Here is a 26,513-nt window from a genome sequence, read left to right as displayed (position 1 = left end):
GAGCCATCTGCCGGCGTCAGGTCGACGGTCGCGTCTCCTCGTTCGTCTTTCGCCACGCGCCGCGCCAACGAATTGCCCCGCTCGCCAGCACGATCCCCGGCACCACCAGCGCCAGCGCCAGCAGCACCGCGCCGGTGATGGGCTCATTCATCCACGCCGCAGCGCCCAGCGTGGTCAGCACCGGCGCCAGTGCCGCCGAGAGCGATGCGCGCGATGCGCCGAGCCTGGCGACGGCGACCATGTAGACCACCAGCCCGAGCAGGCCGGCGACCACGCCCTGCGTCGTGGCCTGCAATGCGACATCGGGCCATGGGGCGGTGAGCAGCTTCGGTACGCCGGCGAACGGCAGCACGAGCAGCGCCAGCAGCAGCGCCGACCATCCGTTCACGAACGCCGCGCCCTGCCATGGCGTGAGTCCGCAGTGCGCGAACGCGAGCGAGTGCGCCGCCCACAGTACGGCCGCTGCAAGAAAGAGAACATCACCGCGCCAGTCGTTCGAACCGCCGCCACCGCTGAAGCTGCCCATTGCGAACAGCGCCATACCGACCGCGATGCAAGCCAGCCCGACGAGCCTGATGCCTTCGATCTTCTGCCCCTTGTGCAGCCACGCGCCGATGGCGGTGAAGAGCGGCAGGCTGCCCGCCATGAAGATGCCCATGTGGCTCGCGGGCGCCCATTGCGCGCCGGCCAGCACCAGCAGGCCGAAGGGCAAGCCGCCACCTGCGGCGAGCAGCACGAGCGCGGGCAGCGATGCCTTCGGCGCGATGCGCTTCTTGCCGAACCAAAGGGGCGCGAGCAGCAGCGCGGGAATGCCGTAGCGCAGCAGCGCGAGGTCGATGGGACCGAGCGTGGTGGTCACGCCGTGGCGCGAGACGAGTTGCCATGCGCTGCCGATGAAGGCGGCGGCCAGGGCAGCGAGCAGGCCGGTGAGGAGGTTGCGATCCAGCATCGCCCGCAGTCTCGCGACCGCGCAGTGCGATGGCTATCAAATTCGTGCGCCGGTCGTCATGCCAGTGCGCGTCGGGCTTCGCCGAGCGTGATGCCGATTTCGCGCCTGAACACCGCGCCGAGGTGGCTCTGGCTGCAGTAGCCGAGGTCGTGCGCGATGCCGGCGAGGTCGGTGTCGCCATCGACCAGGCGCTCCATGGCCGAGGCGAGGCGCAGGTGCAGGCGGTACTGGTGGAGGCTCAGGCCGGTGTGCTGGCGGAAGCTGCGAGCCAGATGGAAGGGCGAGCGCGAGACCGCGTCGGCGAGTTCGTGCAGCGAGAGCCGCGTGCCGCGATCGGCGGTTTCGGCAAGCAGCCGCCTGGCGCGTGCGACCGCGCCCGTCAGCGGCGACTGCCGTCGGGCCGTTCCAAACTCGTCGACCAGCGACGCGATGGCCAGTGCGCCGCCGTCGCCCGCGCGCAACTGGCGCTGGGCCGCGTGAATCCGGTACAGCGACCTTGGCGAGAGCAGGCAGAACGCAGGCGTTGCGTCGTCGGCGCGACCTGGATGGTGGCGGCTGACGATCACGCTGCGCTGCGTCGCCTGTGTTGCGGCGCGCAACTGGTAGACCATGGCATCGGCCAGATGCATGGCGGTCAGCCCGTCGATCTGCCAGGTGCTTTCGCCCCAACGCAAGTCGAGCATCGCGCGGCCGGCAGGGAAGACGATGCGGCGCGATTCGAGCGTGTAGGGGCCACTCCAGCCAGGCTCTTCCTTCCCATGCGATCGCAGGTGCTCCACCGTGAACTCGCGCCCGGCGTAGAGGAGCGTGCGGTCGTGGGGCATGGCGGCATTCTGCGCGCGGGGCCGCCGGGGGGCTATTTCTGGTTGTCGTCGCCCCAGCGCCAGCGCGGCGGCTCGCCCTTCAGCCAGCAGACCACGACGAGCGCGATGGTCGGGATCGCGAGGCCGAGAAAGAAACGCAGCGGTTCGCGCTCCGGATGAAGGGAATACACGGCGGCCAGCACCAGCGCGGCGTAGATGGCGACCACCACCCAGCCCTGCCAGCGGTTGGGAAGACTCCAGCCCCAGCCGTAGCGTTTGGCGGGAAACCAGTAGGGCGGTTGTTGTTTCTGCATCAGGTGACTCCTTGTCGATTGGGGCGGCCTCTTCGCGTCCTTCTCGTGGCTTCGGCGTTCCTTGCGGGACCTGGCGCGGATTCTGTCCGCATTGCCTGAAGAGATCCTGAGCGCCTGAACGCTCGCCTGCTCAGGCGAACGGAAACGGCCCTTCCATCGCCCCGATGTGGCTGACATGGCTCACCATGCCATGCGCCTCGCTCCACAGGTGCAGCATGCAGCCCGGCCGGCCCATGTACGAGGCCGGCGCCGCGCCTTCGGCCAACTGCAGCGCGATCTCGGTCGTGCTGCTCGGGCAGGAGCACACGACGGTGCCGGCCCAGCGGCGCAGCATCGTGCGGTGCACGTGGCCGCACAGCACCAGCTCTATGTTGGGGGCTCCGCGCACTATGGCTTCGAGCGGCATGGTGTCCATGCAGCGGTACGCGTCCATGTAGGGAATGCCGCTGATGAAGGGCGGATGGTGCAGCATCAGCAGCGTGGGCTTGATGCGGTCGGACTCCAGCGTGCGCCGCAGCCATGCGAGGCCCTGCGCGTCGATACCGCCGTGATGGAGGCCGGGGATGCACGAGTCCAGAGCCACGATGCGCACCGGATGGTCGTCGATGCAGTAGTGCAGCGCACCCTCGGCCGGCAGGTAAGCGTGGTCGGCGAAGGCGGCGCGGAAGTTCTCGCGGTGGTCGTGGTTGCCGGGGATCACGAGGTACGGGATCTCCAGCTTCGCGAGCAGGCGCCGCGCCTGCGCGTATTCCTTGGGGCGGCCCTCGTCGACGAGGTCGCCGGTCACCAGCACGAGATCGGGGCGGCGGTCGAGCGCGTGCAGGTGGTCGACGGCTTCCCCGAACATGCGGTTCGAGTCGGCCACGCCCTGGTAGAGCTGGCCTGCGGGGCGGATGTGCGGGTCGGAGATCTGTGCGATGAGCATGTGGCGTCTCGTGCTGTTCGTTGTGCCACGAGGGCTAGCACGATCCGTTCCGCGGCCGGGGCAGGGCCCGCGCTCAGATGCCGACGAACTCCGCCACCTCCGACAGCGGCGCGCGCTCGGTCACGAGCGCATCGAGCGGCCGGCTGCGGTCGGCGTAGCCGATGGCCATGCCGGTGAAGAGCATGCGCTCGGGCGGCAGGCCGATGAAGCTGCCGATGGTCTGCGGGTAGATCGCCCAGCATTCCTGCGGGCAGCTGTCCAGGCCCTCGGCGCGCAACAGCAGCATGATGTTCTGCAGCACCATGCCCAGGTCGGACCACTGCGGCGGGCCCATGCGGCGGTCGACGCTGCAGAACAGCGCGAGCGGCGCGCCGAAGAACTGGTAGTTGCGCGCGAACCATTCGCGGCGCGCGGCCTTGTCTTCGCGCGGAATGCCCAGCAGCTCGTACATCGCCTCGCCCACGGCGAAGCGGCGGTCGCGGTAGGGCGCGACCAGCTCGCGCGGATAGATGTCGTACTCGCTGCCTTCGCCGGCGGGCGCCTCATGCACGCGCGTGCGCATGATGGCCTTGAGCTCGGCGAGCCTTTCGCCGCCCACCACATGCAGGTGCCAGGGCTGCAGGTTGCCGCCCGAAGGCGCGCGCAATGCCTGCTGCAGCACGCGGCGGATCACGTCGCCGGAGACGGGCGTGTCTAGAAAGTCGCGCACCGAGCGGCGGGTGGCGATGGCGTCCTGAAGGTGCATGGAAAAGTCCTCTTGAAGCGGATGCTAGGGGCAACCCTCGGATGGCCTCAATCGTCTCTTCCGACGATGCCGCACGGCATGGCCGCTGCCTAGCATCCGGCCAGCGTACAGGAGACAAGACATGTTCGGATTGATGCAAGACCGCCCGCTGCTGATCTCGTCGCTCATCGACTACGCGGCCAACTTCCACCCGCATGCCGAAGTGGTGGGCCGCACGGTGGAGGGGCCGCTGCACCGCACCAACTACGCGGAGATACAGCGCCATTCCAAGCAGGTGGCCAATGCGCTGAAGACGCTGGGCATCGAGTCCGGCGACCGCGTCGGCACGCTGGCGTGGAACACGTGGCGGCATCTGGCGCTGTACTTCGGCGTGTCGGGCTCGGGCGCGGTGCTGCACACGGTGAACCCGCGGCTCTTTCCGGAGCAGATCGACTACATCGTCAACCATGCCGAAGACAAGGTGCTGTTCTTCGACACCACCTTCGCTCCGCTGGTCGAGAAGCTCGCGCCGGCGCTGAAGTCGGTGCGGGCCTTCATCGCGATGACCGACCGCGCGCACATGCCGTCCATCGACGTGCCCAATCTGCTGTGCTTCGACGAGCTCGTGGGCTCGCAGAGCGAGCAGTACGGGTGGCCCGAGTTCGACGAGCGCACAGCATCGTCGCTTTGCTACACCTCGGGCACCACGGGCAATCCGAAGGGCGTGCTGTATTCGCATCGATCCACCGTGCTGCACTCGCTGATGGAGTGCGCACCCGACACCTTCGGCGTCAACTCGCAGATGACGCTGCTGCTCGCGGTGCCGATGTTCCACGCCAACGCATGGGGCATGCCGTATGCGGCGGCGATGACCGGCATGAAGCTGGTCATGCCCGGCCCGCACATGGACGGCCAGAGCCTGTACGAGCTGATGCGCGACGAGAAGGTCGGCTTCTCGCAGGCCGTGCCCACCATCTGGCTGATGCTGTTCCAGTACTTCGATGCGCACCCCGAGATCGACACGCGCGCCATCGGCCTGAAGCGCATCGGCGTGGGCGGCGCCGCCACGCCGCGCAGCATGATCGAGCGCTTCGAGCGCGACTTCGGCGCCGACTTCGTGCAGGGCTGGGGCATGACCGAGACCAGCCCCATCGGCGTGATAGGCAACCTGCTGCCCAAGCACCTGTCGATGCCGAAGGAAGAGCAGACGCGCGTGAAGATGCGCCAGGGCCGTGGCGTATGGGGCGTGGAACTGAAGATCGTCGGCGAAGACGGCCAGCGCCTGCCGCACGACGGCAAGGCCTTCGGCCACCTGCACGTGCGCGGTCCGTGGATTGCGAGCGGCTACTTCAAGAGCGAGGGCGGGCCGGTGCTCGATGCCGAGGGCTTCTTTCCGACGGGCGACGTCGCCAACATCGACGAGGACGGCTACGTGCAACTCGTCGATCGCGCGAAGGACGTCATCAAGTCGGGCGGCGAGTGGATCTCGTCCATCGATCTCGAGAACGCGGCGAGCACACACCCGGCGGTGGCCGAGGCGGCGGTGATCGGCATCGCGCATCCGAAGTGGCAGGAGCGTCCGCTGCTCATCGTGGTGAAGCGTGCGGGCATGGAAGCCACGCGCGAGGAACTGCTCACATTCCTCGCGGAGCGCGTCGCGAAATGGTGGCTACCGGAAGACGTGGTCTTCGTCGACAGCCTGCCGCACACGGCCACTGGCAAATTGCTGAAGACAAAGCTGCGCGAACAGTTCAAAGGTTACGTGGCGACGACATCTGTTTGACAGTTCGGTGACTTGTTCGATTTTTCTGTGGACAACTCTGTGGGTGGAGGGTGGAGGCGGGAAGGCTGAGCCATGACTGGCGGGGCTTCCCGCCACGTTGCCTGTTGAATAGGCAGCGGTGCCTGCCCGGCGCAAGTTCATGCGAGCCGCTCGGATGCGAGAGATTCGACCTCGATTGACGAGGGTAGGGCGGACGGCTACATTCCAGACCGCTTCGCGACCAGCGAGGCCAGGTTTGACAGCCTGAAAGAACCGCGGTGAAAGCCGCATACCGCAATTGGTTTGCGGCTTTTGCCATTCCGGCTTCCTTTTGGCGGCTCGGATGGGAGGGCTCGCGCCCTGCCGGTTTCGCCTAGCGGTTCCCGGTCTGTCAACCTGTTCGAGCCGCCGCCTTCGTTTGACAGCGGATGCGCCGGTTGCAGCAAAGCAGAACCGACAGGGAGGGCCGACATGGCCGATTCATCAAGTACCGCGCAAACCAAGAGCGCGGAGTTCAAGCCGTTCGCATGGAGCCCCGTTGACGAGCTCGATCACGAGGAACGACGGCGAGCGTTGTTCCTCAACGATGCACGCGACGTGATCGATGGCGCGCACACGCTGATGCAACTGCTCGCATGGGACGAAGGGCGCCGCGACGCAGTGCAGCCCTTGCTCGACGAAGTTCATCGCTCGTCGATCCAGCGCCTGCTGATCGCATCGCTGGGCATGCTGCACGCCGGCATCGAAGGGCAGTGCGAATCGCTCGAAACGGCGCGGATGTAGGCGAATGAAGCGCGACCGGCCGGGTCGCGGACCCGGTCCGTCGCAATTCCGGATGCCGCGAAATCACCTGGTTGCGCCACGCGCGAGCTGCGCCCGCCCGAACGGCGTGATGCGGCGGATCACCGCCAGCTCCTGCGGCGACCCCTCGGTATCCTTCCATGCGAGTTCGGGGCTGATGGCCGCATCGACGAACCCGGCCTGCTTCAGCACGCCGATGCAACTGATTTCATACGGGTCCTCCACCCGAAGGGGGAAGGCCGAACGTTCTATCTTGCGCAGGTAGTCGAGCGGCTCCAGGCTCGTCTTCTTTTTTCTCGACGCCGAAACCGCGCCGCCTTGGCCGCGCAGCTTTTCGATCTCGGCGTGCCCTTCCTCCGTGATGCAGACCACCAGCGCGGCCTGTGCCAGCCTGTAGCTGCCATGGCCGGTATCGAAAGCGGGATCGATGGCGGCCTCGATGAGGCCGGTGGCTTTCAGGACGGACACGCGCCGCACGTCCTGCGCGTCGGTCACGTGCATGGGCAGGCGAGCATGCTCCAGGCGGAGAAGGTATCTGAGCGGCACTGACGAACCCCTGTGATCACCTCCCTCGGCCTTCGATGCCGCGCCATGTTGACCAGTTGGAGCAGAGACAGAGAGAACGCCTCCCGGCACCCTGGACAACTCATGCGCCCCGGGGAATCCAGCTCACGAAGGGGCTGGCCGGCGAGGGGATGGATTGTGAATATTTGTCAACAATTCTTGTGCCTCCGCAGGACGAGCGCCATCACCGAAATAGGGTATTCCCTCTGGCCGGTCTACAGGCAAAGCTGGCGGGCGTGGTCAGTGCTTGTGCCCGCCATGCCCCGCAGGCTGCGCCGACGCATTCAGCGCCCGCACCGGCGCCTTCACCTCCAGCGTCTCGCGCTTGCCGTCCTTGCCCTCGAAGGTGAGCGTGAGCGGCACCGTGTCGCCTTCCTTCACCTGCTGCTTGAGGTCGAGCAGCATCACGTGATAGCCGCCGGGCTTGAGCTCGACGGTCTTGCCTGCGGGCAGCTCGAGCGCGGGGATCTGGCGCATGCGCATCACGTTGTCCTGCATGGCCATCTCGTGCACTTCCACCACGGGCGTGACGGGCGAACTGGCCGAGACCAGCTTGGTGTCTTTCGCGGCGCTGAGCTGCATGAACGCGCCGGTGGCCTTCTGCTGCGGCACGGTGGCGCGCACCCAGGCGTCCTTGACGGTGACCTGCGCGTTCGCGGCATGCGCGGTGAGCAGCGCGGCGCCGGTGATGGCGAGGATGTGTGCAATGCGGTTCTTCATGGTCGGTATCTCCTTGGATTTGAATGATGAAAGTCAGGCCTGCAGGATCCTGCGAAGGTCTTCGGCGCATTCCTGCGCGCTCTGCTCGTGGCGCAGCACGACGCGGATCTTGCCCTTGGGGTCGAACACATAGCTGAAGGCCGAATGGTCCATGGTGTACGAGGAGCCGGTGGGCACCTTCTTGTAGAACACCTTGAAGTCCTTCGCGGTCTCGCTGGTGCGCTGCAGGTCGCCGTACAGGCCGATGAAGCTCGGGTCGAAGGCCTGCGTGTAGGCCTTGAGCACGACGGGCGAATCGCGCTCGGGGTCGACGGTGACGAAGATCACCTGCAGGCGATCGCCGTCGCTGCCGAGCAGCCGCTTGATCTCGGCCGCGCGCACGAGGGCGGTGGGGCAGACGTCGGGGCATTGGGTGAAACCGAAGAACATCATCACGGCCTTGCCCTTGAAGTCGGCCAGCGTGCGCTCGCGGCCGTCGGCGTCGGTCAGGCGAAAGTCCCGCGCGTAGTTGGCGCCGGTGATGTCGACGCCGTTGAAGCGGGCGGGCAGCACCTTGTCGCAGGCTGCGAGGGTCGTGAACGCAATGAGGCTGCCGCCGGATAGCAGCAGGCGGCGCCGCGTCGGGTAGTGGGGTTTTTCTCTGGGCATTGAATGGACTCGCTCCGGCGCCCGCAGGAGGCGCCGATGGATTCGTGGCAGGAACGCGCGCGGCAGACTTGCGACGGGCCTCGTCGGGAGGCGCCGGCATCACGCGCGCGGGAACTGGGGAGGAAGCCTCAGACGAGCGAGGGAGGTCCGCGCGCCGGCAGCGGTGCGGTGGCGGCCGCTGCAATGTGCGCCGACGGAACCGGCCGCGCCACGCGGGCCAGCGGCGCGAACGCCGGCAGCTCGACGGTGGGCGTCGTCGCGGGCGGGGCGCCGGTGAGCACGCACAGCGGGCAGTCCATGTGGCCCGCGCCCAGCTCCTGCGAGCCGTCGTCGGTGTGCACGATGGCCTTGAGCGATCCGGCGTTCGAGCAGACCAGCTCCACCGTTTGCGGATGCACGAGCGGTGAGGCCATGGCCACGCCCAGCGAGAGCGCGAACCACAGCAGCGCCCAGCGGATCAGGCCGACGCCCGGCCGCGGCAGTGCCAGGCCGGGGCGGCTGGGTGGGGCTCGGAAAGGCGTCGCGGGCATCGCCGGGGATTATCGGCCAGTGCCGCGCCGCAAAGAAAAAAAGCCTTGCAAGTCGTTGACCTGCAAGGCTTTTCGTTTGTTTTGGTGGCTCTTCACGGACTCGAACCGCGGACCTGTGGATTATGATTCCATCGCTCTAACCGACTGAGCTAAAGAGCCGTTCGGTGGTGTTGCACACCGAGCCTGCGATTATAGCCCAGTCCGAAGCCGCCGCTCAACCACCCGCCGGCAACTTGCCCAATTCTTCGGAAACCAGCCGCACGATCAGCTTGTCCAGCGTCTGCACCGAGTAGTTGCCGACGTCGTGCACGGTCTGCGTTCCCGGGCCGCTCGCCGGGTTCGTCGCCTCCTTGTAGGTCAGGAACACGAAGCGCCCGCCGGTGTACTGCGCTATCTGGCGCTGGATGTATTCGCCCTGCTTGTCCAGGCCCGATGCACCCACGCTGAACACCTTGATGCCCTTGCCCAGCGCGGCGACCATGTCGTCGTCGTATTGGGGGCCGCCGTAGTCGAGATGCGGCGGCGCGTCGGCCAGCAGCACCACGAGGCGGGTGGTGTCGTTGCCGCGCCAGCTCAGCTTGTGGACGGTTTCGTTGAGCGCCTCGTTCATCGCCTCGGGGTAGTCGCCACCGCCCGCGGCGCGCAGCGCGTCGAGCACGCCCTGGAAGGCGTTCAGGTCGTTGGTGAAGTCGTGGCGGCGCACCAGGAACTCATCGCCCCGGTCGCGATATGCCACGAGGCCGAAGCAGGTGTCCGGGCGGCTGGGCAGTCGGGCGACCTGGTCGGCGATGGTGCGCAGGGTGGCCTTGAGCCTGGCGATCTCGTCGTCCATCGAGCCGGTGGCATCGATCAGGAAGACAAGGTCGAGCCTGGCGCGCGCAGGCACGGCGCCGGGCTTGCCGCCGAGCACCACGTCGACCGCGTTCTTCTGTCCGCGCTGCAGGAAGGCAGTGCTCTGGCGCCCGTTCTTGCGCACGGTGACTTCATAGATCGCGCTCTGCGCCTTGTCGAAGGCGTTCGGATGCAGCCATGCGCGCCCGCCCGCGTCGGTGCGGGCCCACATCGCGGCGCCGTTGGCGGCCTGCACCGCCACTTCGGCATCGGGCACGACCACGCCGCGCGCATCGCGCACCTGCAGCAGGTAGCGCACGCTGATGTCGCGCTCGCGGTGCGGGACCTGCGTGCGGCCGTGGAAGGCCAGGTATTCGCTGAAGTCGGCGTTGTCGTCGACCATGCCGGCGGTGACGGGCTCGTTGGCCGGGCGCTGGGCCTGTACAGGTGCCTGAAGTTCGCCGGATACGCGAGCCGCCGGGGCGGGCGCGACAGGTGCGATCGAGGCCGGCGGTGCTTCCGCGATGGCATCGGCGAGAGCCGCTCCAGCCGGTGCCGACCTGGCTGCGGGCGCCGCCATCGGCTTTGGCGTCGTGGGCGAAGGCACGACGGAGGGGCTCGCCCTGTATTCCTTCGACAGTTCGGCGTACCTGCGTTCCTCCCGCGCGCTGGAGGCGCGCGGCATGCCTGGCGTCTCGTAGGTCCGCACCGGCCGTGCGCAGTGCGTGGCGGAGGGCGCCTCGAAGTTCGGCACCATCTGCGTCGGCAGCGCGCGGCTGTCGGGCGCGGGCGTTGGCCGGCGCACGGCGCTGCCGGTGGCGGGGATTTCGGTGGCGCCGCTGGCGCTCAGCAGCAATTGGGCGCACAGCAGCACGACGAGCGGGCGGCGAAACCGGGAAACGAAAGGCTGGGTCATGGAAGCACTCCGGGTGGTTGGGTGCTGGCTGATACGGCCCGCCTGCGCCAACGGGGTTAGTCGGTCGTGAATTTTTTTGCCGCTCCGAACCCCGGTGCGCCTCTTGGCCCGTACAAGCTCGGGTGAAAATCCTCCGATGTCCGCGCTTCCCCGCGCCCCTTCAGCCAAGAACGCCCCCGAGCGCCAGGCCATGCCCGACGATCAGTTGATGCTGGCCTACGCGCAGGGCGATGCCGCCGCGTTCGACGTGCTCTACGCGCGCCACGAGGGCGGGCTGTTCCGCTTCGTCAAGCGCCTGCTCGGCGCGCGGCTCGCGGCGCAGGCCGACGAGGTGTTCCAGGACACCTGGGTGCGGATCATCTCGGCGCGCGAGAGCTTCTCGCCGCAGGGGGCGGCATGGCGCACCTGGGCCTTCACCATCGCGCACAACCTCGCCATGGACCGCCTGCGCGTGAGCGGGCGCGAAGTGACGCTCGAAGCGCATGCGGACGACGACGGCAACCCCGTGCCCACGCTCGAACACGGCGTGCGTGGTGCGGCGGCCGATGCGGCGTCCCACCCGTCAGCAGAGGAACTCGCGTTCTGGCGCGCCGCGGGCCGCCGCCTGCTGACCTGTCTCGACGAACTCCCGGCCGAGCAGCGCGCCGCGTTCCTGCTGCACCATGAAGATGGTCTCACCGTCGAGGCGCTGGCCGCGAGCCTGGAGATCGGCTTCGAGACCGTGCGCAGCAGGCTGCGCTACGGCCTGCAGAAACTGCGCGGCTGCATGGAGCGCTATCTGTCGGTGCTGGAGAAGCGGGCATGAGCGGCGGCAACGACAACTCCGGATTCGACGACCTGCGCGACCCGGCGCTGCGCCGCGCTCTGGACCATGCGCCCGACAGCGAGGCCACGCCGCATCCGCGCACGCGCGATGCGATCCTGAAAATGGCGCACAACCTCGCCGCCGCGCCGGCCAGCGCTGCCCCCGCGGCCAACAACGCGAGCGCCGCGCCCTGGTGGCGGCGTCTTTTCGGTGGCGGCGAGCCGCATGCGCGCATGCCGTGGAATGCCGCCTTCGCCACCGTGCTGGTGGCCGCTTTCGTGACGGTGCTCTGGCACAAGGAGCCCGTGCCGGATGCGCGGCTCGACGGTGAAGCGCGCGTGGGCGAAGCGACTGTACCGGCGCCGGCACAGGCACAGGCACAGGCACAGGCACAGGCACAGGCACAGGCACAGGCACAGGCACAGGCACCTGCAGCGCTGCCTGCACCCGCTGCTCCGGCCGCGCCCGCCGAGCCGGCTGCACCTAAGCCGGCCCAACCGCCGGCAGAGACTGATGCGCAGGCAGATACGCAGCCGGCGCCCGCCGCAGCTGCACCGGCGCCTGCAAAAGCGCCCGCAGCGCCTGCGCCCGAATCTGAGCAACGCGCGAGGATTGCGCGCGAGTCGGCAGACTCTTCCGCCAAGAGGGCTCCCAAGGAGGCGGCCAACGCGGCGAGCGCGGATGCCGCACGGAAAGCCGAGCCGGCGCCTCCGCTGCTGCAAGCGGCGCCTGCTGCGCCTATCGCTCCGGTTGTTCCGGCTGCTCCGGCTCCTGTCGCACCGTCTGCGCCGTCTGCGTCGATCGCACCGGCTCCGCCGCCTCCGGCCATGGCCGAGCAGGCTGCGCCGGCCCCACCGCCGGCGCCCATCGCGCGCGATGAGCGCCGGGAAGCACAGGCGGAAGGTGAACAGCGGCGCCGTGCCTATGCGGCGGGCGCCCCTGCGGCAGCCGCGCCTGCGCTGCCGCCGTCAGCCGTCGTTCCCGCGCCCGCACCTGGCGCGGCGCCGCTGCATCGCGAACCGCTCCAGGATTCCGCGCCTGCGCTCGCCCAGCAGGGCAACGCTGGCGCGGGTGCCTCTGGCGCGGTGCGCCCGTCCGCACCTGCACCATCGGCGGCAAAGGCCATCGCGCCGCGAAGCGCTGCGCCTTTCTCGGTGCTGGATCGATGGACTTCCCTGGGCTTCACGCGCAACGGCGAGAGCGTGCGCCGCGAGCGCGGCGACATCGAAGGCTTGGCGGCTCTGGTGGGCACCGTCGCGCGCTCGGCCACGGCGCCCGACGAACCGCTGGCCGCACCGGTGGAGGCGCGGCTCGAGCTTTATCGGGGTAACTCGCTGGTCGCCGTGCTGGAGATCGCCGGCAACCAGGTGCGCTGGACGCCGCAGCCCGGCGGTGCGGCCTGGGTCGGCACGCCGCCGGCCCAGGCGCTCGACGCGCTGCGGTCGCTGCTGTCTACGCGCTGACCGGCCCGGCCGGCGTCAGGCGTTCTTGAAGTCCGGCTGGCGCTTGGTCAGGAAGGCGTCCATGCCTTCCTTCTGGTCCTGCGTGGCGAACAGCGCGTGGAACAGGCGCCGTTCGAACATCACGCCGTCGCTCAGGCCGCTTTCGAAGGCGCGGTTGACCGACTCCTTCGCCGCGATCACCGAGATCTGCGAGAAGCCGCAGATGATCAGTGCCGCACCCAGCGCCTCGTCGGCGAGCTTCTCGAAAGGCACCACGCGGCTGACGAGGCCGGCGCGCTCGGCTTCGGCCGCGTCCATCATGCGGGCGGTGAGCACCATGTCCATGGCCTTGCTCTTGCCGACCGCGCGCGGCAGGCGCTGCGTGCCGCCGGCGCCGGGAATCACGCCGATCTTGATCTCGGGCTGGCCGAACTTGGCGTTGTCCGCCGCGATGATGAAGTCGCACATCATCGCCAGCTCGCAGCCGCCGCCCAGCGCGAAGCCGGCCACCGCGCCGATCACCGGCTTGCGGATCGAACGGATGGTTTCCCAGTTGCGGGTGATGTAGTCGCCCTTGTAGGTGTCGATGAAGCTGTACTTGGCCATCGCCGCGATGTCGGCGCCGGCCGCGAAGGCGCGCTCGCTGCCGGTGAGGATGATGCAGCCGATGGCGTCGTCGGCATCGAAGGCCTTGAGCGCCTGGCCCAGCTCGGTCATGAGCGCGTCGTTCAGCGCGTTCAGGGCCTTGGGGCGGTTGAGGGTGATGATGCCGACCTTGCCTGCTTCGGTCCGCACTTCGATGTTTTCGTAGCTCATGGTGTCTCCGGGGGGAACGGGAAAGGGGAAGAAAAACGCGCTTCACTATACCCAGCATGGCCGGCGGGGTGATCCGCAGTGGATTGATCTATTTGAGAATTCCTCTCATCTAGAATGCCCGCCATGGAGTTCCCGATGCAAGAACATGCCGTGCTGCTGCGGGCCTATGCCCGCGTACAGGAGCGCTGCTCGCGCCTGCTGGTCGAACAGGCCACCCTCGTCGAAAGACTCGAAGCGCAGATCGTGCGCCTGCGCGGCGCGCTGGTGGCGCGGGATTCGGCCATTGCCATCGTGCGCGAGGAGCTCGCGGCGCGCGCCTCGGCCGGCAGCGCGCTGCCGAAGCGGCTGCACGCGCTGCTGGCGCCGGGCAGCAAGCGCCACCTGAAGCCGTCGGAGCCGCCTCCGCCGGCCGATCTGCGCGAGAAGGCCGTGCTGTGCGTAGGTCATGAAGAAGAGGCGCCGTCGTCGCTCGCGCGCCAGTTGGTCGAGATCGCCGGCGGCCGCTACCTGCATCACGGCGGCGGCGATGACGATGCGGACGACCCCGCGCTCGAAGCCAGCCTGCGCGCGGCCGACCTCGTGATCTGCCAGACCGGCTGCGTGAGCCACGGCGCCTACTGGCGTGTGCAGGACCACTGCCGGCGAACCGGCAAGCCTTGCGTACTGGTGGGCGAACCCCAGCCGATGATGTTCGTGCGCCGCCCGGCGGCGGCGGAAAGTGCCTGACTGAGCCGTCTGGCTAGCCGGCCAGCCAGTTCGTCACCTTGCCGGCGTCGTGCGAGAACAGCCGCCAGGTGGTCGCGCCGGTTGGCAGCGTCAGCGGCAGCCTGATCAGCTTGCGGTCGCGCGCCACGATGGCCGTGCACTTTGTCGCATCGCCCAGGTAGAGCGCCAGGTCGTCGAGCTTGGCGATGCGCCAGGCCTGCGCCGGTCGCTGCTGGCCCTTCTTGCCGGTGGCGGGCAGTTCGATGCCGATCCACTCGTCGTTCGCGGAGAAGCCGGCCTTTTCGGCGGCGCCGCCGCGCAGCACCACCTTCACCTGCACGCTGCCGCTGGCCTCGGCCACGCGCAGGCCCAGCGCCTGCGCCTGCTGCGACGGGTCTTCCAGCGTGGCCACGCCGTGCGAGCGCAGCAGTTGCCCGAGCGGCAGCTCTTCGGTCGAGTGCACCCAGCGCGCCAGCTCCGCCTTGTACGAGCGGCCGCTCACGGCTTCGAGCGCGGCCGCGATATCCTGCTCGCTGATCGGCCCGCCCTCGCTGTGCTTCCACAGGTGGCGCATCACGTCGTCGAGCGTGCCCTTGCCTTCGTGGCGCAGCGTGAGGTCGAGGCACAGCGCCACCAGCGCGCCCTTGGTGTAGTAGCTCACCGTGCTGTTGGGCGTCTGCTCGTCCTGGCGGTAGTACTTGACCCAGGCGTCGAAGCTCGCGTCGGCCACCGGCTGTACCAGCCGGCCCGGCGTCTGCATGACCTGGTTGATGGTCTTGTTCAGCAGGCGCAGGTAGCCCGCGTCGTCGATGCGCCCGGCGCGGCGCAGCAGCAGGTCGTCGTAGTAGCTGGTGAAGCCTTCGAAGAACCACAGCAGCTGCGTGTAGTTCTCCTGGCTGTAGTCGTAGCGCGCGAACTCCGCCGGCCGCATGCGCTTGACGTTCCAGGTATGGAAATACTCGTGGCTGATGAGCCCCAGCAGCGTGGTGTAGCCATCGGGCTGCTTCTTCTTCTCGCCCAGCTGCGGCAGGTCGCGGCGGTTGCAGATCAGCGCGGTGGAATGGCGGTGCTCGAGCCCGCCGTAGCCGTCGTCGACCACGTTGAGCATGAACACGTAGCGGTCGATCGGCGGCTTCGGACCGCCGCGCTTGCCGACCTTGTCTCCGTGCCAGAAGCGCATCTCTGCTTCGCAGATGGCCCTGGTGTCGGCGATGAGCCTGTCACCGTCGAACGACGCCGCGGCGCCGGCGACCACGAAGCGGTGCGGCACGCCGCAGGCCTCGAAGTCGGCGCTCCAGAAAGCACCCATCTCGACGGGGCTGTCGGCCAGTTCGTCGTAGCCCGAGGCGAGGTAGCTGCCGAAGCCGTGCTTGTCGGCCTTCAGCGCAACGAGCGCGGTGGCGCACGACCAGCGCGCGCTGTCGCCGCCGGCATGCGCGGGCGCGACGATCTCCATTGCGTGCGGCGTTTCGGTCTGGCCCTCGACGCGCAGGCACACGCTGGTGCCGTTGAAGAAGCCGCGCTCTGCGTCCAGCCAGGCGGTGCGCACCGAGTTGTCGTAGGCGCAGACCTGGTAGTTCAGCACCAGCGGCTGGCCCGGCGTGCATTCGACCAGCCAGCTGCATTTGTCGAGCTGGGTCAGCGCCGGCTTGCGGCGGCCCTGCGTGGCGCGCAGGCCCTGCAGGTTCTTGGCGAACTCGCGGATCAGGTAGCTGCCCGGAATCCACACCGGCAGCGACRCGCGCTGCTGCGCCGCGGGCGCGTCGATGGTGAGGGTGACGCCGAACAGATGCGCGTGCGGGTCGGCGCATTCGACGCGATAGCGCACGCCTGCCGCGTGCTGCGCTGTGGCCTTCGTCGCCATCAGCTGGACGATGCGGCGAGTTGCTTCTCGACCTGCTCCGCGGGAATGGCGCCCGGCGTGCGCGTGCCGTCGCTGAAGATCAGCGTGGGCGTGCCGGTGATGTTGTACTTGCGGCCGAACTCGACGTTGCGCTGCAGCGCGGTCACGTCGCAGCTCGCGGGGGCGGTGGCCGGGCGGGTGCTCGATTCCATCCAGTCGCCCCAGGCCTTGCCCTTGTCCTTGCTGCACCAGATGTCGCGCGACTTGACGTTCGAATCGGGGCCGAGCACGGGGTACAGGAACAGGTACACGGTGACGTTGTCGACCGTCTTCATGTCTTTTTCGAAGCGCTTGCAGTAGCCGCAGTTCGGGTCTTCGAAGACCGCGAGCTTGCGCTTGCCGTTGCCGCGCACGATCTTGATCGAGTCCTTCAGCGGCAGCTGGTCGAAGGCGACGGCGCTGAGCTTCTCGACGCGCTCCTCGGTCAGGTTCTTGCGCGACTTGACGTCGATCAGGTTGCCCTGGATGAGGTAGTTGCCCTGCTCATCGGTGTAGAAGATCTGCGAGCCGTTCACGCGCACTTCGTACACACCCGGGATCGGCGACTTCGACACTTCGTCGATGGCCGGGAACTGCGGAATGCGCGAGGGCAGGTTCTTGCGGATCTCGGCTTCGCCTGCGGTGGCGGTCACGACCGCGCCGAGCGTGCAGGCGGCGAGAAGAAGGTTACGTGCGAGTGTCATCGGGAGATCCGTTGGTTCGATTCGAGAAGATGGGGTGGCGTCAGGCCTTCAGGCCCATGGCCTGCGCGGTGAGCCAGTGCTTGACGAGGCGCGTGCGGTCGAAACCACGCATACCCCAGTTGCGCAGCGCCTGCAGCGGGCCCAGGTCGTGCGCGAAGAGCTGCTGCAGCCCGTCGGTCGCGAGGCTCATCTGCAGCACATCGGCGCGGCGGGCGCGTTCGTAGCGGCGCAGCAGGCGAGCATCGCCCACGCTGCGCCAGTAGTCGCGGTTCTTGATCACGTCGGCCAGCGCAGCCGCGTCGGCCAGGCCCAGGTTCAGGCCCTGGCCGGCCAGCGGGTGCACCGTGTGGGCCGCGTCGCCCGCCAGCGCCCATGAGCGGTTCGGCTGGCCGGGCATGCTGCCGGTCCAGCGGTCGGCGATGGCGCGGGCCAGCGGCCAGGCAGCGCGCTCGCTGGTGAGCCTGAGCGTGCCGAGCGCGTTGTGGCTGGCCTCGGTGACGGCGGCGGAGAACTCTTCATCGCCCTGCGCGAGCAACTGGGGCGCGCGCAGCTGGTCGGCCGACCAAACCAGCGCGACTGTCTTGCCGTGCGTGCCGTCCAGCGGCAGCAGCGCGAGCACTTCGCCCTTGTCGTTGAACCACTGGCGCGCGATGCCGTCGTGCGTCTGCGCCGCTTCCAGCCGCGCCGCGATCGCGTGCTGCGGATAGCGCGTGACCTCGTAGCTCACGCCGAGCGCCTCGCGCGTGGTGCTGGACTTGCCTTCGCACACCACGGTGAGCGGCGCCGCCACGGGCTCGGCCACGACTTCGATGAGGGGCTGGAAGCGCACCGCGTCGGCCAATTGCTTTTCGAGCGCGGGCACGTCGACGATCCATGCCAGCGCATCGACCTTCTGGCGCGCGGCGCTGAACTGCACCCGGCCGCCTTCGTCGCCATGCACCAGCATTTCGCGCACGGCCGTGGCATGGGCCGCGTCGGGCCAGGCGCGCAGCGATTCGAGCAGTGCGCGCGAAGCCGTGTTGAGCGCATAAGCGCGGATGTCTTCCTTGCCCTGCGTGGCGGGCGGCACCACCAGCGCGACGCGCACGCGCTCGCGTGCGAGCAGCAGGGCCAGCGTACGGCCGACGATGCCGGCGCCGCGAATGCAAACTTCTGGGGGGGGAGCCATGAAACGATTGTAGGAGTTGCCCGTCCGACTCGGCCCCCGGGGCCTTTCCCTCGGGGGCCAAGGTCTTGCCGCCGCCGCGATACGGGACAATTGCGGCCGAATTTCAAGGAAACCCCACCGTGTCCCAGCCCGCCTTCGATCTCCAGGCCACCATCTCGCGCCTGTTCGTCTATCCAGTGAAGTCCTGCGCCGGCGTCGAGCTTCCCGAAATGCTGCTGACCGAGACGGGCATGGAGTTCGACCGGGCCTGGATGGTGGTCGACGCGCAGGGCGAGTTCGTCACCCAGCGGCAGCTGCCGCGCATGGCGCTGATCAAGCCGCAGATGAAGCACACCGAGGTGGTGCTGCGCGCGCCCGGCATGCTGGCGCTGCACCTGGCCTTCGACCGGGTCGAGAAGCCGGTGCGGGTGCGCGTGTGGAAGGACGAAGTCGCCGCCTACGACATGGGCGACATCGCCGCGCAATGGTTCAGCGACTTCCTCTCGGAGCCCGGCAAGCCGCAGACACTGCGCCTCGTGCGCTTCGACCCCGAGCACAAGCGCCTGTCGAGCCTGAAGTGGACCGACGGCGTGGAGTCGCAGACCCAATTCGCCGACGGCTACGCGCTGCTGGTGGCGAGCGAGGGCTCGCTGGCCGAGCTCAACGACCGCCTCGCGGCGCAAGGCCACGGGGCCGTGGGCATCGAGCGCTTCCGTCCCAACATCGTGCTCGCGGGCATCGAGTCGCACGACGAGGACCGCGTCGACGCGCTGCACATCACCACGGGCGAGGGCGAGGCCGAGCTGCGCCCTGTCAAGCCCTGCACGCGCTGCCCGATTCCCGACATCGACCCGGCCACCGCGTTGAGCAGTCCCGAAGTCGGCAACACGCTGCGCACCTACCGCGCCGACGCGCGCGTGGACGGCGGCATCACCTTCGGCATGAACTGCATCGTGATCCAGGGCGTGGAGCACACGCTCAAGGTCGGGCAGCCGGTGGGCGCGAACTACAAGTTCGAATGAAAGTCGGCGCCCGGTTGGCGCCTCAGAACTTCACCCCTGCGATCAGGATGATGTTCGCGTAGGGCGTGCATTCGCCCGTGCGCACCATGGCGCGGGCCTTGGCGGTGCGGCGCTTGAATTCCTCGTGCGACACCGTCCGGGGCTCGATGCCCAGCGATTGCGGGTACCAGCCCGGCAGCTTCTTTTCGTTGCCGGTCAGGGCCTCGTCGGCGATCACGATGCCTTCCACCTGCATCTCCGACAGCACGGCCTGCAGCACCTCGTCGAGCTGCGGCACGCCGCGCGCCACCGCGAGGTCGATGCGGCGCGGACCATCGGGAATGGGCAGGCCGGCGTCGCCGAGCACCAGCATGTCGCCATGGCCCAGTGAGGCGATCACGTGGGACAGTTCGGCGTGCAGCAGGGCGGTGCGTTTCAAAGCTTGATCCAGTCGGGTGGCATGGGGCTGCTCAGCACGGCGTCGCGCCGCGGAATGGAAGGCTGGGCGCCGGGCTGCTGGATGCACAGCGCCGCGGCGCGGATGCCCAGGCGCACGGCCTCGTCGAAGCCCTGGCCCTCGCCCAGCGCGACGGCGAGCGCGCCCAGGAAGGTGTCGCCGGCGGCCGTGGTGTCGACCGCCTTCACCTTCGGTGCGGGGTGATGGCGCGCGCCATCGACATCGACGGCCACCGCGCCGCGCGAGCCCAGCGTGACCACCACGCGCGCGATGCCCCTGGCGCGCAGCGCCTGGCCAGCCTGCGCGGCTTCCTCTGGGCTGTCGGCGGACTGGCCGCACAGTGTCTTCGCCTCGATCTCGTTGACGACCAGCGTATCGATCTTCGACCACAGCGGCTCGGCGATGGGCTGTACGGGCGACGGGTTCAGCAGCACCTTGCAGCCCGCCCCATGCGCCACCGCGATGGCGCGCGCTACCTGATCCAGCGGCGTCTCGAACTGCGCCACCAGGAAGGCGGCGCCCTGCACCTGCTGCTTCAGCGCGGCCTCGTCGGCCTCCAGCCGGGCGTTGGCGCCGGGAATCATCACGATGCGGTTCTGCCCGCCGTCCTCCACCAGGATCAGCGCCGTGCCCGTGGGCTCGCCGGCCACGGTGCGCAGGGCGGTGGTGTCGATGCCGTCGCGCTCCAGCGAATCGCGCAGGGCCTTGCCGTGCGCGTCGTCGCCGACGCAGCCGATCATCCGCACGCTGCCGCCTTCGCGCGCGCAGCTCACGGCCTGGTTGGCGCCCTTGCCGCCGGGAATGTCGGAAATCGAGTGGCCCAGCAGGGTCTCGCCCGCGGCCGGCGCGTGCGGCACGCGCACGACCAGGTCCATGTTGAGACTGCCGAACACCACGATGCGCGGTGCTCCGGCGGCGCTCTTGCTGCTGCTGGAAGAAGGCTTCAGGCTCACGAGGTGCGGGACTTTCGGGTTTGCGGGGAGGGCGTTTCGGCGGCCGCCGGTGCGGGAGCGGGGGCTTCGCGGAAGCTCGCGTGGCGCGCGGTGGAGGCGCGCACGCACAGCTCGGGCTGCAGCACCACCTTGCGCGCGTCGCGGCGCTTGCCGCCCACGCGCTCCAGCAGCATGTCGACCGCCAGCGCGCCGATGCGCTCCTTGGGCTGCGCGACGGTGGTGAGCGCGGGACTGGTGTAGGCCGAGAGCTCGATGTCGTCGAAGCCGACGATCGAGAGTTCGTCGGGCACGCGCACGCCGCTTTCGTGCGCCGCGCGCAAGGCGCCGATGGCCATCAGGTCGTTGCACACGAACACGGCCGAGGGCTTCTGCTCGGTGCGCAGGATGGCGTGCATCGCCTCGTAGCCGCCCTGGCTGGTGAAGCCGCCGCGCCATAGGAGCGAGTCGGTGCTGGCGATTCCGGGCGCGGCACCGGCCTCGGCCAGCGCCATGCGCCAGCCTTCGATGCGCTGCTCGCTGGGCATCACGCCCACCGGGCCGCCGATGCAGGCGATGCGCTTGTGGCCCAGCGACAGCAGGTGCCGCACGGCGAGCAGGCCGCCCTGCATGTGGGCGGTCTCGACCAGATCGCAGACGGGGTTGGCGATCTCGCGGTCGACCAGCACGGTCGGCACGCGCAGGCCGTTGAGCTGCTTCGCCAGGTCGTTGTCGCCGCTCTCGCCGGTCGACACCACGATCAGCCCGTCGATGCGGCGCTCGGCCAGCACCTGCAGGTACACGCTCTGGCGGCGGGGCTCATCGTCGGTGTTGCACAGCACCAGCGTGTAGCCGGCGCCGAAGCAGCGGTCTTCCACGATGCGCACGATCTCGGCGAAGTAGGGGTTCGAACTGTTGGGAATGAGCATGCCCAGCGTCGAGGTCGTGTTGCTCTTCAGGCTGCGCGCCATCGCGTTGGGCACGTAGCCCAGTTCGCGGATGGCGAGCTCCACCCGTTCGCGCACCTTGGCGCTCACGTGGCGGGTGTCGTTGACCACGTGCGAGACCGTGGTGACGGAAACCTCCGCCTTCAGCGCGACGTCCTTGATGGTGGCCATGGTTCGTTCCTGTTGTCTGGGTGTGCGAGGGCGTGCTCAGGCCAGGCGGCGTTCCGCCCGGCGCTGGCGCAGTGTGTCGATGATGACCGCCACAACGATCACGGCGCCGGTGATGATCCGCTTGCTCGGCTCGCTCGCCCCCACCTGCGCGAGGCCGGCTTCGAGCACCGCGATGATCAGCACGCCGAAGAAGGTGTTGACGACCGAGCCGCGTCCGCCCATCAGGCTGGTGCCGCCGATGACCACGGCCGCGATCACCTGCAGCTCGATGCCCACGCCCGCGTTCGGGTCGGCGGCTTCGAGGCGGGCCGACTGCATCAGTCCCGCGAGCCCGGCCAGCAGCCCGGTGACGGCGAACACGATGATGCGGATCGGACGCGGATCGACGCCCGCAAGGCGCATCGCTTCTTCGTTGGTGCCGATGCCCACCACGTGGCGGCCGAACACGGTGCGCGTGAGCACCAGTTGCCCGATGACCACCAGCACCACCGCCAGCACGAAGGCGGCGGAGATGCCGCCGATCCACGGCGCGGCCAGGCCGGAGATGGCGTCGCCCACGTACTGCGTGCGCGAATCGGTCACGAGGTAGGCGCCGCCGCGCACGGCTTCGAGCATGCCCAGCGACACGATGAAGCTCGGCAGCCGCCAGGCCACCGACACCGCGCCGGTGACCGTGCCGCAGACCAGGCCCGTGGCCAGTCCGAGCGCGGCGGCCAGCGGCACCGAGAGCTTCCATTCGAGGATGGCGGCGGCCGTGACGGCCGCGCTGAGCGCCAGCACCGAGCCCACCGACAGGTCGATGCCCGCGATGATCAGCACGAAGGTCATGCCGACCGCCATCACGGCCAGCGCGGGGATTTCGTTGGCGATGGAGACGAAGGTCTCGCGCGTCAGGAAGTATTCGCTGAGCGATCCGAAGAGCGCGATCATGCCCACGAGCACGACCGTGAGGCCCAGGTAGGTGCCGAGCTGGCCCTTCAGCGCGGAGGGCACGGGCGGCGTGTTGGATGTCTTGGAGGCGGCGTTCATGGTGTGTCGGCGGTGACCGGGGTCGGGTCGGAAACTGGGGATGCCGTCGGCGGATTGGCTGCTGCGTGTCCTGTCGCGTCGCTGAATGCCGCGGCCAGCAGCGATTGTTCGGTCCATTCTCCGCGCTCGAACACCGCGACCAGGCGGCCGGCGCTCATCACGCCGATGCGGTCGCACATGGCCATCAGTTCGCGCAGGTCGCTCGAGACCATCAGCAGCGCCTTGCCGGCGTCGGTCATGCGGTCGAGCTCGGCGTAGAGGTCGGCGCGCGCGCCCACGTCCACGCCGCGCGTGGGTTCGTCCAGCAGCAGCACCTTGCATTCGCGGTGCAGCCAGCGCGCGAACACCACCTTCTGCTGGTTGCCGCCGCTGAGCGTGGAAACCGGCTGCTCGATGCTGCGCGAGCGGATGCGAAGCAGCTCCACCAGCTTGCGCGCGATGCCGCGCTCCTTGGCGCCCTGCAGCCAGCCGGCGTGCGAGATCGCGCCCAGGTCGCTGAGCGTGGCGTTGACGCGGATCGACTGCGGCAGCAGCAGGCCCTGCGACTTGCGGTCTTCCGTGACGAGGCCGATGCCGGCGCGGATGGCCTGCATCGGCGAGCGCCAGCCCTTGCGGACGTGGTGGGTGGCCTGGCCGTCGGCGTGCAGCGTGATCTCGCCGCGATCGGCGCGGTCGGCGCCGAAGAGCAGGCGCACCAGTTCGGTACGGCCCGAGCCGACGAGGCCGGCCAGGCCCATGACTTCGCCCGCGCGCAGGTCGATGTCGACGTCGCGAACGACCTGCGCCCGGCCGATGCCGCGCGCGCTCAGCAGCACCGGGCCTGCCACGCGGCGGTCGCGGCCCTCGTGCTCGTGCACCGCCCGGCCGACCATGCGCTGCACCAGCTCGGATTCGCGCACGCCGGCCATGGCGCGCACATCCACCAGCCGGCCGTCGCGCAGCACCGCCACGCGGTCGGCGATGCGCTGCAGTTCTTCCAGGCGGTGCGACACGTACACGATGGCCACGCCGCGTGCCTTCAGCAGGTCGATCTGCTCGAAGAGGTGCGAGGTCTCGCGCGGCGTGAGCATGGCGGTGGGCTCGTCCAGCACCAGCACGCGCGTGTCGTCCTGCAGGTTGCGCGCGATCTCCACCATCTGCTGCTGGCCGATGCCCAGCCGCGCCACGGGCGTGGCCGGGTCGATGTTCTGCATGCCGATCTTGGCGAGCTGGCGCGCGGCCAGCTCATGCAGCTTGCCGCGGCGGATCCAGCCGGTCTTGTTGGGCAGTCGGTCGAGCAGCAGGTTCTCGGCCACCGACAGCGTGGTGACGAGGCCCAGCTCCTGCATGACCATGCGCACGCCCAGGCGCTCGGCGTCGCGGCGCGAGGTGGGAGCGAAGGGCTTGCCGTCGAGCAGCATCTGGCCGCGCGTGGGCTGCACCAGGCCGCAGACGATCTTCGACAGGGTGCTCTTGCCGGCGCCGTTCTCGCCCGTGAGGGCCAGCACTTCGCCGGGGTTGAGCACGAGCGAGACGTCGTCCAGCACCGGCGCCGCATAGTCCTTGCCCATGGTGCTCAGCGAGAGCACGGGCGCGCTGCGATTGTTATCAGCCATCGATTGGCAACCTTATTCCAGAAACACCGCGGAACCGGCTCCGCCGGGCCGCAGGTGTTGCCCCCGGTAGGGGGAAGGCGAAGCGACACGAAGTGCGCGAAGCCTGGGGGCGAGCATTACTTCGTGACCAGCACCACGTCGGTCTTCACTTCGGCGGGCATCTCCGACTGCTTCTTCTTGTCGGCAATGGCCTTCAGCGCGGTCTCGATGCCGAACACGGCCTGCTTGGCGGCGAACTGGTCGGCGGTGGCGAGCACGCGGCCATCCTTGAGCATCGGCTTGATGGCGCCGATGTTGTCGTAGCCCACCACCAGCACCTTGCCGGTCTTGCCGGCAGCCTTGACGGCGGCCACGGCGCCCAGCGCCATGCTGTCGTTGCCGGCGAGCAGCGCCTTCAGGTCGGGGTGCTCGCGCAGCATGCCGGCGGCCACGGTGTTGCCCTTGTCGATTTCCCACTGGCCGGACTGCACGCCCACCACCGTCACGCCGGCGGCCTTCATCGCGTCCTGGTAGCCCAGCGTGCGCTGCTGCGCATTGAAGGTGGTCGACACGCCTTCGATGATGCCGACCTTGTCGCCCGCCTTCAGCTCCTTGGCAAGCGCGTCGCCCACCAGCTTGGCGCCGGCACGGTTGTCGGGGCCGACGAAGGGCACCTGGATGCCCTTTTCCTTGAGCGCGGCGGCGTCGAGCTGGTTGTCGATGTTCACCACCAGGATGCCCTTGTCGATGGCCGTCTTGATGACCGGCACCAGCGCCTTCGAATCGGCCGGCGCGATGACCAGCGCGTTGATCTTCTGTGCCACCATCTGCTCGACCATCTTGATCTGCGCGGCGGTATCGGTTTCGTCCTTGATGCCGTTGGCCACCAGCGTGTATTCGGAGGCGTGGGCCTTCTGGTGCGCCTTGGCGCCGTCTTCCATGGTGCGGAAGAATTCGTTGGCCAGCGACTTCATGACCAGCGCGACCTTGGGCTTTTCCTGCGCGAAAACGGGCGTTCCGGCCATGGCGCCCAGCAGCGTCAATGCGGCAGCGCTTTGCAGGGTACGGCGGGTGAACTTCATGGTGGATGTCTCCTGGGATGGGTTGATCGGAACGGTGCGCCGGTCTTGGCCGGGGGCGTCGATGTTAACCGAGGGAAACGTTTGCGCAAACGTTTGCCAGTCGGGTCTTTCCCTGATGCTTCCCGTGGAACAAATGCTGGCCGAAGACCTGTCCGGCGGGCGCGAAAGCATGCTCGCCTAAAATTCGCGGTTATCCAAGAGGACCTCCCATGAGTTTGCAATGCGGCATCGTCGGCCTGCCCAACGTCGGTAAATCCACTCTTTTCAACGCGCTGACCAAGGCCGGCATCGCGGCGGAGAACTATCCCTTCTGCACCATCGAGCCGAACGTGGGCGTGGTGGAAGTGCCCGATCCGCGCCTCGACCAGCTCAGCGAGATCGTCAAGCCCGAACGCGTGGTGCCCGCCATCGTCGAGTTCGTCGACATCGCCGGCCTGGTGGCCGGCGCCAGCACCGGCGAAGGCCTGGGCAACAAGTTCCTGGCCCACATCCGCGAGACCGACGCCACCGTCAACGTGGTGCGCTGCTTCGACGACGAGAACGTGATCCACGTGGCCGGCAAGGTCGACCCGATCTCCGACATCGAAGTGATCCAGACCGAACTGTGCCTGGCCGACCTCGCCACGGTCGAGAAGGCGCTGCACCGCCACACCAAGGTCGCCCGCTCGGGCGACAAGGACGCGCAGAAACTGGTCGGCCTGCTCGAGCGCTGCCAGGCCGCGCTGAACGAGAACACGCCGGTGCGCGCGCTCGAGTTCACCAAGGAAGAGCTGCCGCTGGTCAAGAGCTTCACGCTCATCACCGCCAAGCCCGCGATGTTCGTGGGCAACGTGTCGGAAGACGGCTTCGAGAACAACCCGTACCTCGACCGCCTGCGCGAATACGCCGCCAGGCAGGGCGCGCCCGTGGTCGCCATCTGCGCCAAGATCGAAGCCGACCTGGCCGAGATGGACGACGAGGACAAGAAGATGTTCCTGGCCGAGATCGGCCAGGAAGAGCCGGGCCTGAACCGCCTGATCCGCGCCGCCTTCAAGCTGCTGGGCCTGCAGACCTACTTCACCGCCGGCGTGAAGGAAGTGCGCGCCTGGACCATCCACATCGGCGACACCGGCCCGCAGGCCGCTGGCGTGATCCACGGCGACTTCGAGAAGGGCTACATCCGCGCCCAGACCATCGCTTTCGAGGACTACATCGCCTTCAAGGGCGAGCAGGGCGCGAAGGACGCGGGGAAGATGCGTTCGGAAGGCAAGGAATACGTCGTGAAGGATGGCGACGTGATGAACTTCCTGTTCAGCTCGTGACAAGGCTCGCCCCCCAGGCTTCGCGCACTTCGTG

The 26,513-nt window shown here is 68.6% G+C and carries 27 protein-coding genes and 1 tRNA gene; 7 read left to right on the top strand and 21 right to left on the bottom strand.

The features are described 5' to 3' along the window. Positions 1-16: 16 nt before the first annotated feature. The 5 genes from QMO14_RS09080 to QMO14_RS09060 form a co-directional block, all read right to left on the bottom strand. The gene (locus QMO14_RS09080; protein WP_301506244.1) at positions 17-949 is read right to left on the bottom strand and encodes a DMT family transporter; all 933 of its coding nucleotides are present in this window, start codon (positions 947-949) and stop codon (positions 17-19) included. 56 nt (positions 950-1,005) lie between these two features. Then, on the bottom strand, positions 1,006-1,773 hold the full coding sequence (locus QMO14_RS09075) for an AraC family transcriptional regulator (protein ID WP_301506242.1): 768 nt from the start codon (positions 1,771-1,773) through the stop codon (positions 1,006-1,008). A gap of 32 nt (positions 1,774-1,805) precedes the next feature. Further along, on the bottom strand, positions 1,806-2,066 hold the full coding sequence (locus QMO14_RS09070) for a hypothetical protein (protein ID WP_301506240.1): 261 nt from the start codon (positions 2,064-2,066) through the stop codon (positions 1,806-1,808). 130 nt (positions 2,067-2,196) lie between these two features. Then, complete coding sequence (locus QMO14_RS09065; RefSeq protein WP_301506238.1) at positions 2,197-2,991, bottom strand: phosphodiesterase; 795 nt, start codon at positions 2,989-2,991, stop codon at positions 2,197-2,199. A gap of 73 nt (positions 2,992-3,064) precedes the next feature. Further along, complete coding sequence (locus QMO14_RS09060; RefSeq protein WP_301506236.1) at positions 3,065-3,736, bottom strand: nitroreductase; 672 nt, start codon at positions 3,734-3,736, stop codon at positions 3,065-3,067. Positions 3,737-3,857: 121 nt separating this feature from the next. Between QMO14_RS09060 and QMO14_RS09055 the strand changes: the two genes are divergently transcribed. Both QMO14_RS09055 and QMO14_RS09050 read left to right on the top strand, forming a co-directional pair. Next, the gene (locus QMO14_RS09055; RefSeq protein WP_301506234.1) at positions 3,858-5,498 is read left to right on the top strand and encodes a 3-(methylthio)propionyl-CoA ligase; all 1,641 of its coding nucleotides are present in this window, start codon (positions 3,858-3,860) and stop codon (positions 5,496-5,498) included. 450 nt (positions 5,499-5,948) lie between these two features. Then, positions 5,949-6,260: a hypothetical protein gene (locus QMO14_RS09050; protein ID WP_301506232.1), complete on the top strand. Its 312-nt coding sequence runs from the start codon at positions 5,949-5,951 to the stop codon at positions 6,258-6,260. A 63-nt stretch (positions 6,261-6,323) separates the two neighbouring features. Here QMO14_RS09050 and QMO14_RS09045 read toward each other — a convergent pair whose 3' ends face one another. The 6 genes from QMO14_RS09045 to QMO14_RS09020 all read right to left on the bottom strand — a co-directional run bounded on the left by QMO14_RS09045 (position 6,324) and on the right by QMO14_RS09020 (position 10,487). Beyond that, on the bottom strand, positions 6,324-6,779 hold the full coding sequence (locus QMO14_RS09045; RefSeq protein WP_301506230.1) for a hypothetical protein: 456 nt from the start codon (positions 6,777-6,779) through the stop codon (positions 6,324-6,326). A gap of 303 nt (positions 6,780-7,082) precedes the next feature. Beyond that, positions 7,083-7,562: a copper chaperone PCu(A)C gene (locus tag QMO14_RS09040; protein WP_301506228.1), complete on the bottom strand. Its 480-nt coding sequence runs from the start codon at positions 7,560-7,562 to the stop codon at positions 7,083-7,085. Between the two features lie 33 nt (positions 7,563-7,595). Next, entirely contained in the window at positions 7,596-8,210 is a 615-nt protein-coding gene (locus QMO14_RS09035; protein ID WP_301506226.1) for an SCO family protein, read from the bottom strand. A gap of 128 nt (positions 8,211-8,338) precedes the next feature. Beyond that, positions 8,339-8,740: a DUF2946 family protein gene (locus QMO14_RS09030; protein ID WP_301506224.1), complete on the bottom strand. Its 402-nt coding sequence runs from the start codon at positions 8,738-8,740 to the stop codon at positions 8,339-8,341. 82 nt (positions 8,741-8,822) lie between these two features. Further along, a tRNA-Met gene (locus QMO14_RS09025) sits at positions 8,823-8,899 on the bottom strand. A 55-nt stretch (positions 8,900-8,954) separates the two neighbouring features. Next, positions 8,955-10,487 (bottom strand): VWA domain-containing protein, encoded by a 1,533-nt coding sequence (locus QMO14_RS09020; protein WP_301506222.1) that lies wholly within the window; start codon positions 10,485-10,487, stop codon positions 8,955-8,957. A gap of 136 nt (positions 10,488-10,623) precedes the next feature. Between QMO14_RS09020 and QMO14_RS09015 the strand changes: the two genes are divergently transcribed. Further along, positions 10,624-11,292, top strand: a complete 669-nt coding sequence (locus QMO14_RS09015; protein ID WP_301506220.1) for a sigma-70 family RNA polymerase sigma factor — start codon at positions 10,624-10,626, stop codon at positions 11,290-11,292. Beyond that, entirely contained in the window at positions 11,289-12,755 is a 1,467-nt protein-coding gene (locus QMO14_RS09010; protein WP_301506219.1) for a hypothetical protein, read from the top strand. The genes QMO14_RS09015 and QMO14_RS09010 overlap by 4 nt, the downstream gene beginning before the upstream one ends. A 15-nt stretch (positions 12,756-12,770) precedes the next feature. Here the strand turns inward: QMO14_RS09010 and QMO14_RS09005 are convergent, their stop codons facing one another. Continuing rightward, a complete protein-coding gene (locus QMO14_RS09005) occupies positions 12,771-13,550 on the bottom strand; it encodes an enoyl-CoA hydratase (protein ID WP_301506216.1) in 780 nt (259 codons plus the stop codon). A gap of 135 nt (positions 13,551-13,685) precedes the next feature. Between QMO14_RS09005 and QMO14_RS09000 the strand changes: the two genes are divergently transcribed. Continuing rightward, positions 13,686-14,276 (top strand): DUF2325 domain-containing protein, encoded by a 591-nt coding sequence (locus tag QMO14_RS09000; protein ID WP_301506214.1) that lies wholly within the window; start codon positions 13,686-13,688, stop codon positions 14,274-14,276. Positions 14,277-14,289: 13 nt separating this feature from the next. On the opposite strand, the gene QMO14_RS08995 is transcribed toward QMO14_RS09000, so the two are convergent. From QMO14_RS08995 to QMO14_RS08985, 3 genes are read right to left on the bottom strand one after another with little or no spacing between them, the layout of a single operon-like run. After that, positions 14,290-16,119, bottom strand: a complete 1,830-nt coding sequence (locus QMO14_RS08995) for a M61 family metallopeptidase (RefSeq protein WP_301506212.1) — start codon at positions 16,117-16,119, stop codon at positions 14,290-14,292. Continuing rightward, positions 16,119-16,841: a DsbC family protein gene (locus tag QMO14_RS08990; RefSeq protein WP_301506210.1), complete on the bottom strand. Its 723-nt coding sequence runs from the start codon at positions 16,839-16,841 to the stop codon at positions 16,119-16,121. The genes QMO14_RS08995 and QMO14_RS08990 overlap by 1 nt, the downstream gene beginning before the upstream one ends. Positions 16,842-16,881: 40 nt before the next feature. Then, positions 16,882-18,009 (bottom strand): FAD-dependent monooxygenase, encoded by a 1,128-nt coding sequence (locus QMO14_RS08985; RefSeq protein ID WP_301506208.1) that lies wholly within the window; start codon positions 18,007-18,009, stop codon positions 16,882-16,884. A 119-nt stretch (positions 18,010-18,128) separates the two neighbouring features. Here QMO14_RS08985 and QMO14_RS08980 point away from each other — a divergent pair, with 119 nt between their 5' ends. Continuing rightward, positions 18,129-19,010, top strand: a complete 882-nt coding sequence (locus QMO14_RS08980; protein WP_301506206.1) for an MOSC domain-containing protein — start codon at positions 18,129-18,131, stop codon at positions 19,008-19,010. A gap of 22 nt (positions 19,011-19,032) precedes the next feature. Here the strand turns inward: QMO14_RS08980 and rbsD are convergent, their stop codons facing one another. The 6 genes from rbsD to QMO14_RS08950 form a co-directional block, all read right to left on the bottom strand. After that, the gene (gene rbsD / locus QMO14_RS08975) at positions 19,033-19,428 is read right to left on the bottom strand and encodes a D-ribose pyranase (RefSeq protein ID WP_301506203.1); all 396 of its coding nucleotides are present in this window, start codon (positions 19,426-19,428) and stop codon (positions 19,033-19,035) included. Then, positions 19,425-20,399 carry a ribokinase gene (rbsK, locus tag QMO14_RS08970; RefSeq protein WP_301506201.1) on the bottom strand — a complete coding sequence of 325 codons (975 nt, stop codon included), beginning with the start codon at positions 20,397-20,399 and terminating at the stop codon, positions 19,425-19,427. The genes rbsD and rbsK overlap by 4 nt, the downstream gene beginning before the upstream one ends. After that, complete coding sequence (locus tag QMO14_RS08965) at positions 20,396-21,493, bottom strand: LacI family DNA-binding transcriptional regulator (RefSeq protein WP_301506199.1); 1,098 nt, start codon at positions 21,491-21,493, stop codon at positions 20,396-20,398. Before QMO14_RS08965 ends, rbsK begins: the two co-directional genes overlap by 4 nt. A 36-nt stretch (positions 21,494-21,529) precedes the next feature. Continuing rightward, the gene (locus tag QMO14_RS08960; protein WP_301506197.1) at positions 21,530-22,522 is read right to left on the bottom strand and encodes an ABC transporter permease; all 993 of its coding nucleotides are present in this window, start codon (positions 22,520-22,522) and stop codon (positions 21,530-21,532) included. Beyond that, on the bottom strand, positions 22,519-24,117 hold the full coding sequence (locus QMO14_RS08955; RefSeq protein ID WP_301506195.1) for a sugar ABC transporter ATP-binding protein: 1,599 nt from the start codon (positions 24,115-24,117) through the stop codon (positions 22,519-22,521). Before QMO14_RS08955 ends, QMO14_RS08960 begins: the two co-directional genes overlap by 4 nt. A 116-nt stretch (positions 24,118-24,233) precedes the next feature. Continuing rightward, positions 24,234-25,178, bottom strand: coding sequence for a sugar ABC transporter substrate-binding protein (locus QMO14_RS08950; RefSeq protein WP_301506193.1), 945 nt, complete (start codon positions 25,176-25,178; stop codon positions 24,234-24,236). Between the two features lie 209 nt (positions 25,179-25,387). Here QMO14_RS08950 and ychF point away from each other — a divergent pair, with 209 nt between their 5' ends. Next, entirely contained in the window at positions 25,388-26,479 is a 1,092-nt protein-coding gene (gene ychF / locus QMO14_RS08945) for a redox-regulated ATPase YchF (RefSeq protein ID WP_301506191.1), read from the top strand. Positions 26,480-26,513: the final 34 nt, after the last annotated feature.

This window comes from Variovorax sp. CAN15, assembly GCF_030462475.1.
Taxonomy (GTDB): domain Bacteria; phylum Pseudomonadota; class Gammaproteobacteria; order Burkholderiales; family Burkholderiaceae_C; genus Variovorax.
The sequence above is the reverse complement of the archived record's forward strand: the minus strand, read 5'-3'. Positions and strand labels throughout refer to the sequence as shown.

Coding starts and splice junctions, on each gene's coding strand:
- QMO14_RS09020 (WP_301506222.1), bottom strand. CDS start 10,487: ATGACCCAGCCTTTCGTTTCCCGGTTTCGCCGCCCGCTCGTCGTGCTG.
- QMO14_RS09015 (WP_301506220.1), top strand. CDS start 10,624: ATGTCCGCGCTTCCCCGCGCCCCTTCAGCCAAGAACGCCCCCGAGCGC.
- QMO14_RS08960 (WP_301506197.1), bottom strand. CDS start 22,522: ATGAACGCCGCCTCCAAGACATCCAACACGCCGCCCGTGCCCTCCGCG.
- QMO14_RS09060 (WP_301506236.1), bottom strand. CDS start 3,736: ATGCACCTTCAGGACGCCATCGCCACCCGCCGCTCGGTGCGCGACTTT.
- QMO14_RS09045 (WP_301506230.1), bottom strand. CDS start 6,779: ATGCACGTGACCGACGCGCAGGACGTGCGGCGCGTGTCCGTCCTGAAA.
- QMO14_RS09080 (WP_301506244.1), bottom strand. CDS start 949: ATGCTGGATCGCAACCTCCTCACCGGCCTGCTCGCTGCCCTGGCCGCC.
- QMO14_RS08955 (WP_301506195.1), bottom strand. CDS start 24,117: ATGGCTGATAACAATCGCAGCGCGCCCGTGCTCTCGCTGAGCACCATG.
- QMO14_RS09055 (WP_301506234.1), top strand. CDS start 3,858: ATGTTCGGATTGATGCAAGACCGCCCGCTGCTGATCTCGTCGCTCATC.
- QMO14_RS09030 (WP_301506224.1), bottom strand. CDS start 8,740: ATGCCCGCGACGCCTTTCCGAGCCCCACCCAGCCGCCCCGGCCTGGCA.
- QMO14_RS08965 (WP_301506199.1), bottom strand. CDS start 21,493: ATGGCCACCATCAAGGACGTCGCGCTGAAGGCGGAGGTTTCCGTCACC.
- QMO14_RS09000 (WP_301506214.1), top strand. CDS start 13,686: ATGCAAGAACATGCCGTGCTGCTGCGGGCCTATGCCCGCGTACAGGAG.
- QMO14_RS09050 (WP_301506232.1), top strand. CDS start 5,949: ATGGCCGATTCATCAAGTACCGCGCAAACCAAGAGCGCGGAGTTCAAG.
- QMO14_RS09040 (WP_301506228.1), bottom strand. CDS start 7,562: ATGAAGAACCGCATTGCACACATCCTCGCCATCACCGGCGCCGCGCTG.
- QMO14_RS08950 (WP_301506193.1), bottom strand. CDS start 25,178: ATGAAGTTCACCCGCCGTACCCTGCAAAGCGCTGCCGCATTGACGCTG.
- QMO14_RS08990 (WP_301506210.1), bottom strand. CDS start 16,841: ATGACACTCGCACGTAACCTTCTTCTCGCCGCCTGCACGCTCGGCGCG.
- ychF (WP_301506191.1), top strand. CDS start 25,388: ATGAGTTTGCAATGCGGCATCGTCGGCCTGCCCAACGTCGGTAAATCC.
- QMO14_RS09035 (WP_301506226.1), bottom strand. CDS start 8,210: ATGCCCAGAGAAAAACCCCACTACCCGACGCGGCGCCGCCTGCTGCTA.
- QMO14_RS08985 (WP_301506208.1), bottom strand. CDS start 18,009: ATGGCTCCCCCCCCAGAAGTTTGCATTCGCGGCGCCGGCATCGTCGGC.
- QMO14_RS09070 (WP_301506240.1), bottom strand. CDS start 2,066: ATGCAGAAACAACAACCGCCCTACTGGTTTCCCGCCAAACGCTACGGC.
- QMO14_RS09010 (WP_301506219.1), top strand. CDS start 11,289: ATGAGCGGCGGCAACGACAACTCCGGATTCGACGACCTGCGCGACCCG.
- QMO14_RS09065 (WP_301506238.1), bottom strand. CDS start 2,991: ATGCTCATCGCACAGATCTCCGACCCGCACATCCGCCCCGCAGGCCAG.
- QMO14_RS09005 (WP_301506216.1), bottom strand. CDS start 13,550: ATGAGCTACGAAAACATCGAAGTGCGGACCGAAGCAGGCAAGGTCGGC.
- QMO14_RS09075 (WP_301506242.1), bottom strand. CDS start 1,773: ATGCCCCACGACCGCACGCTCCTCTACGCCGGGCGCGAGTTCACGGTG.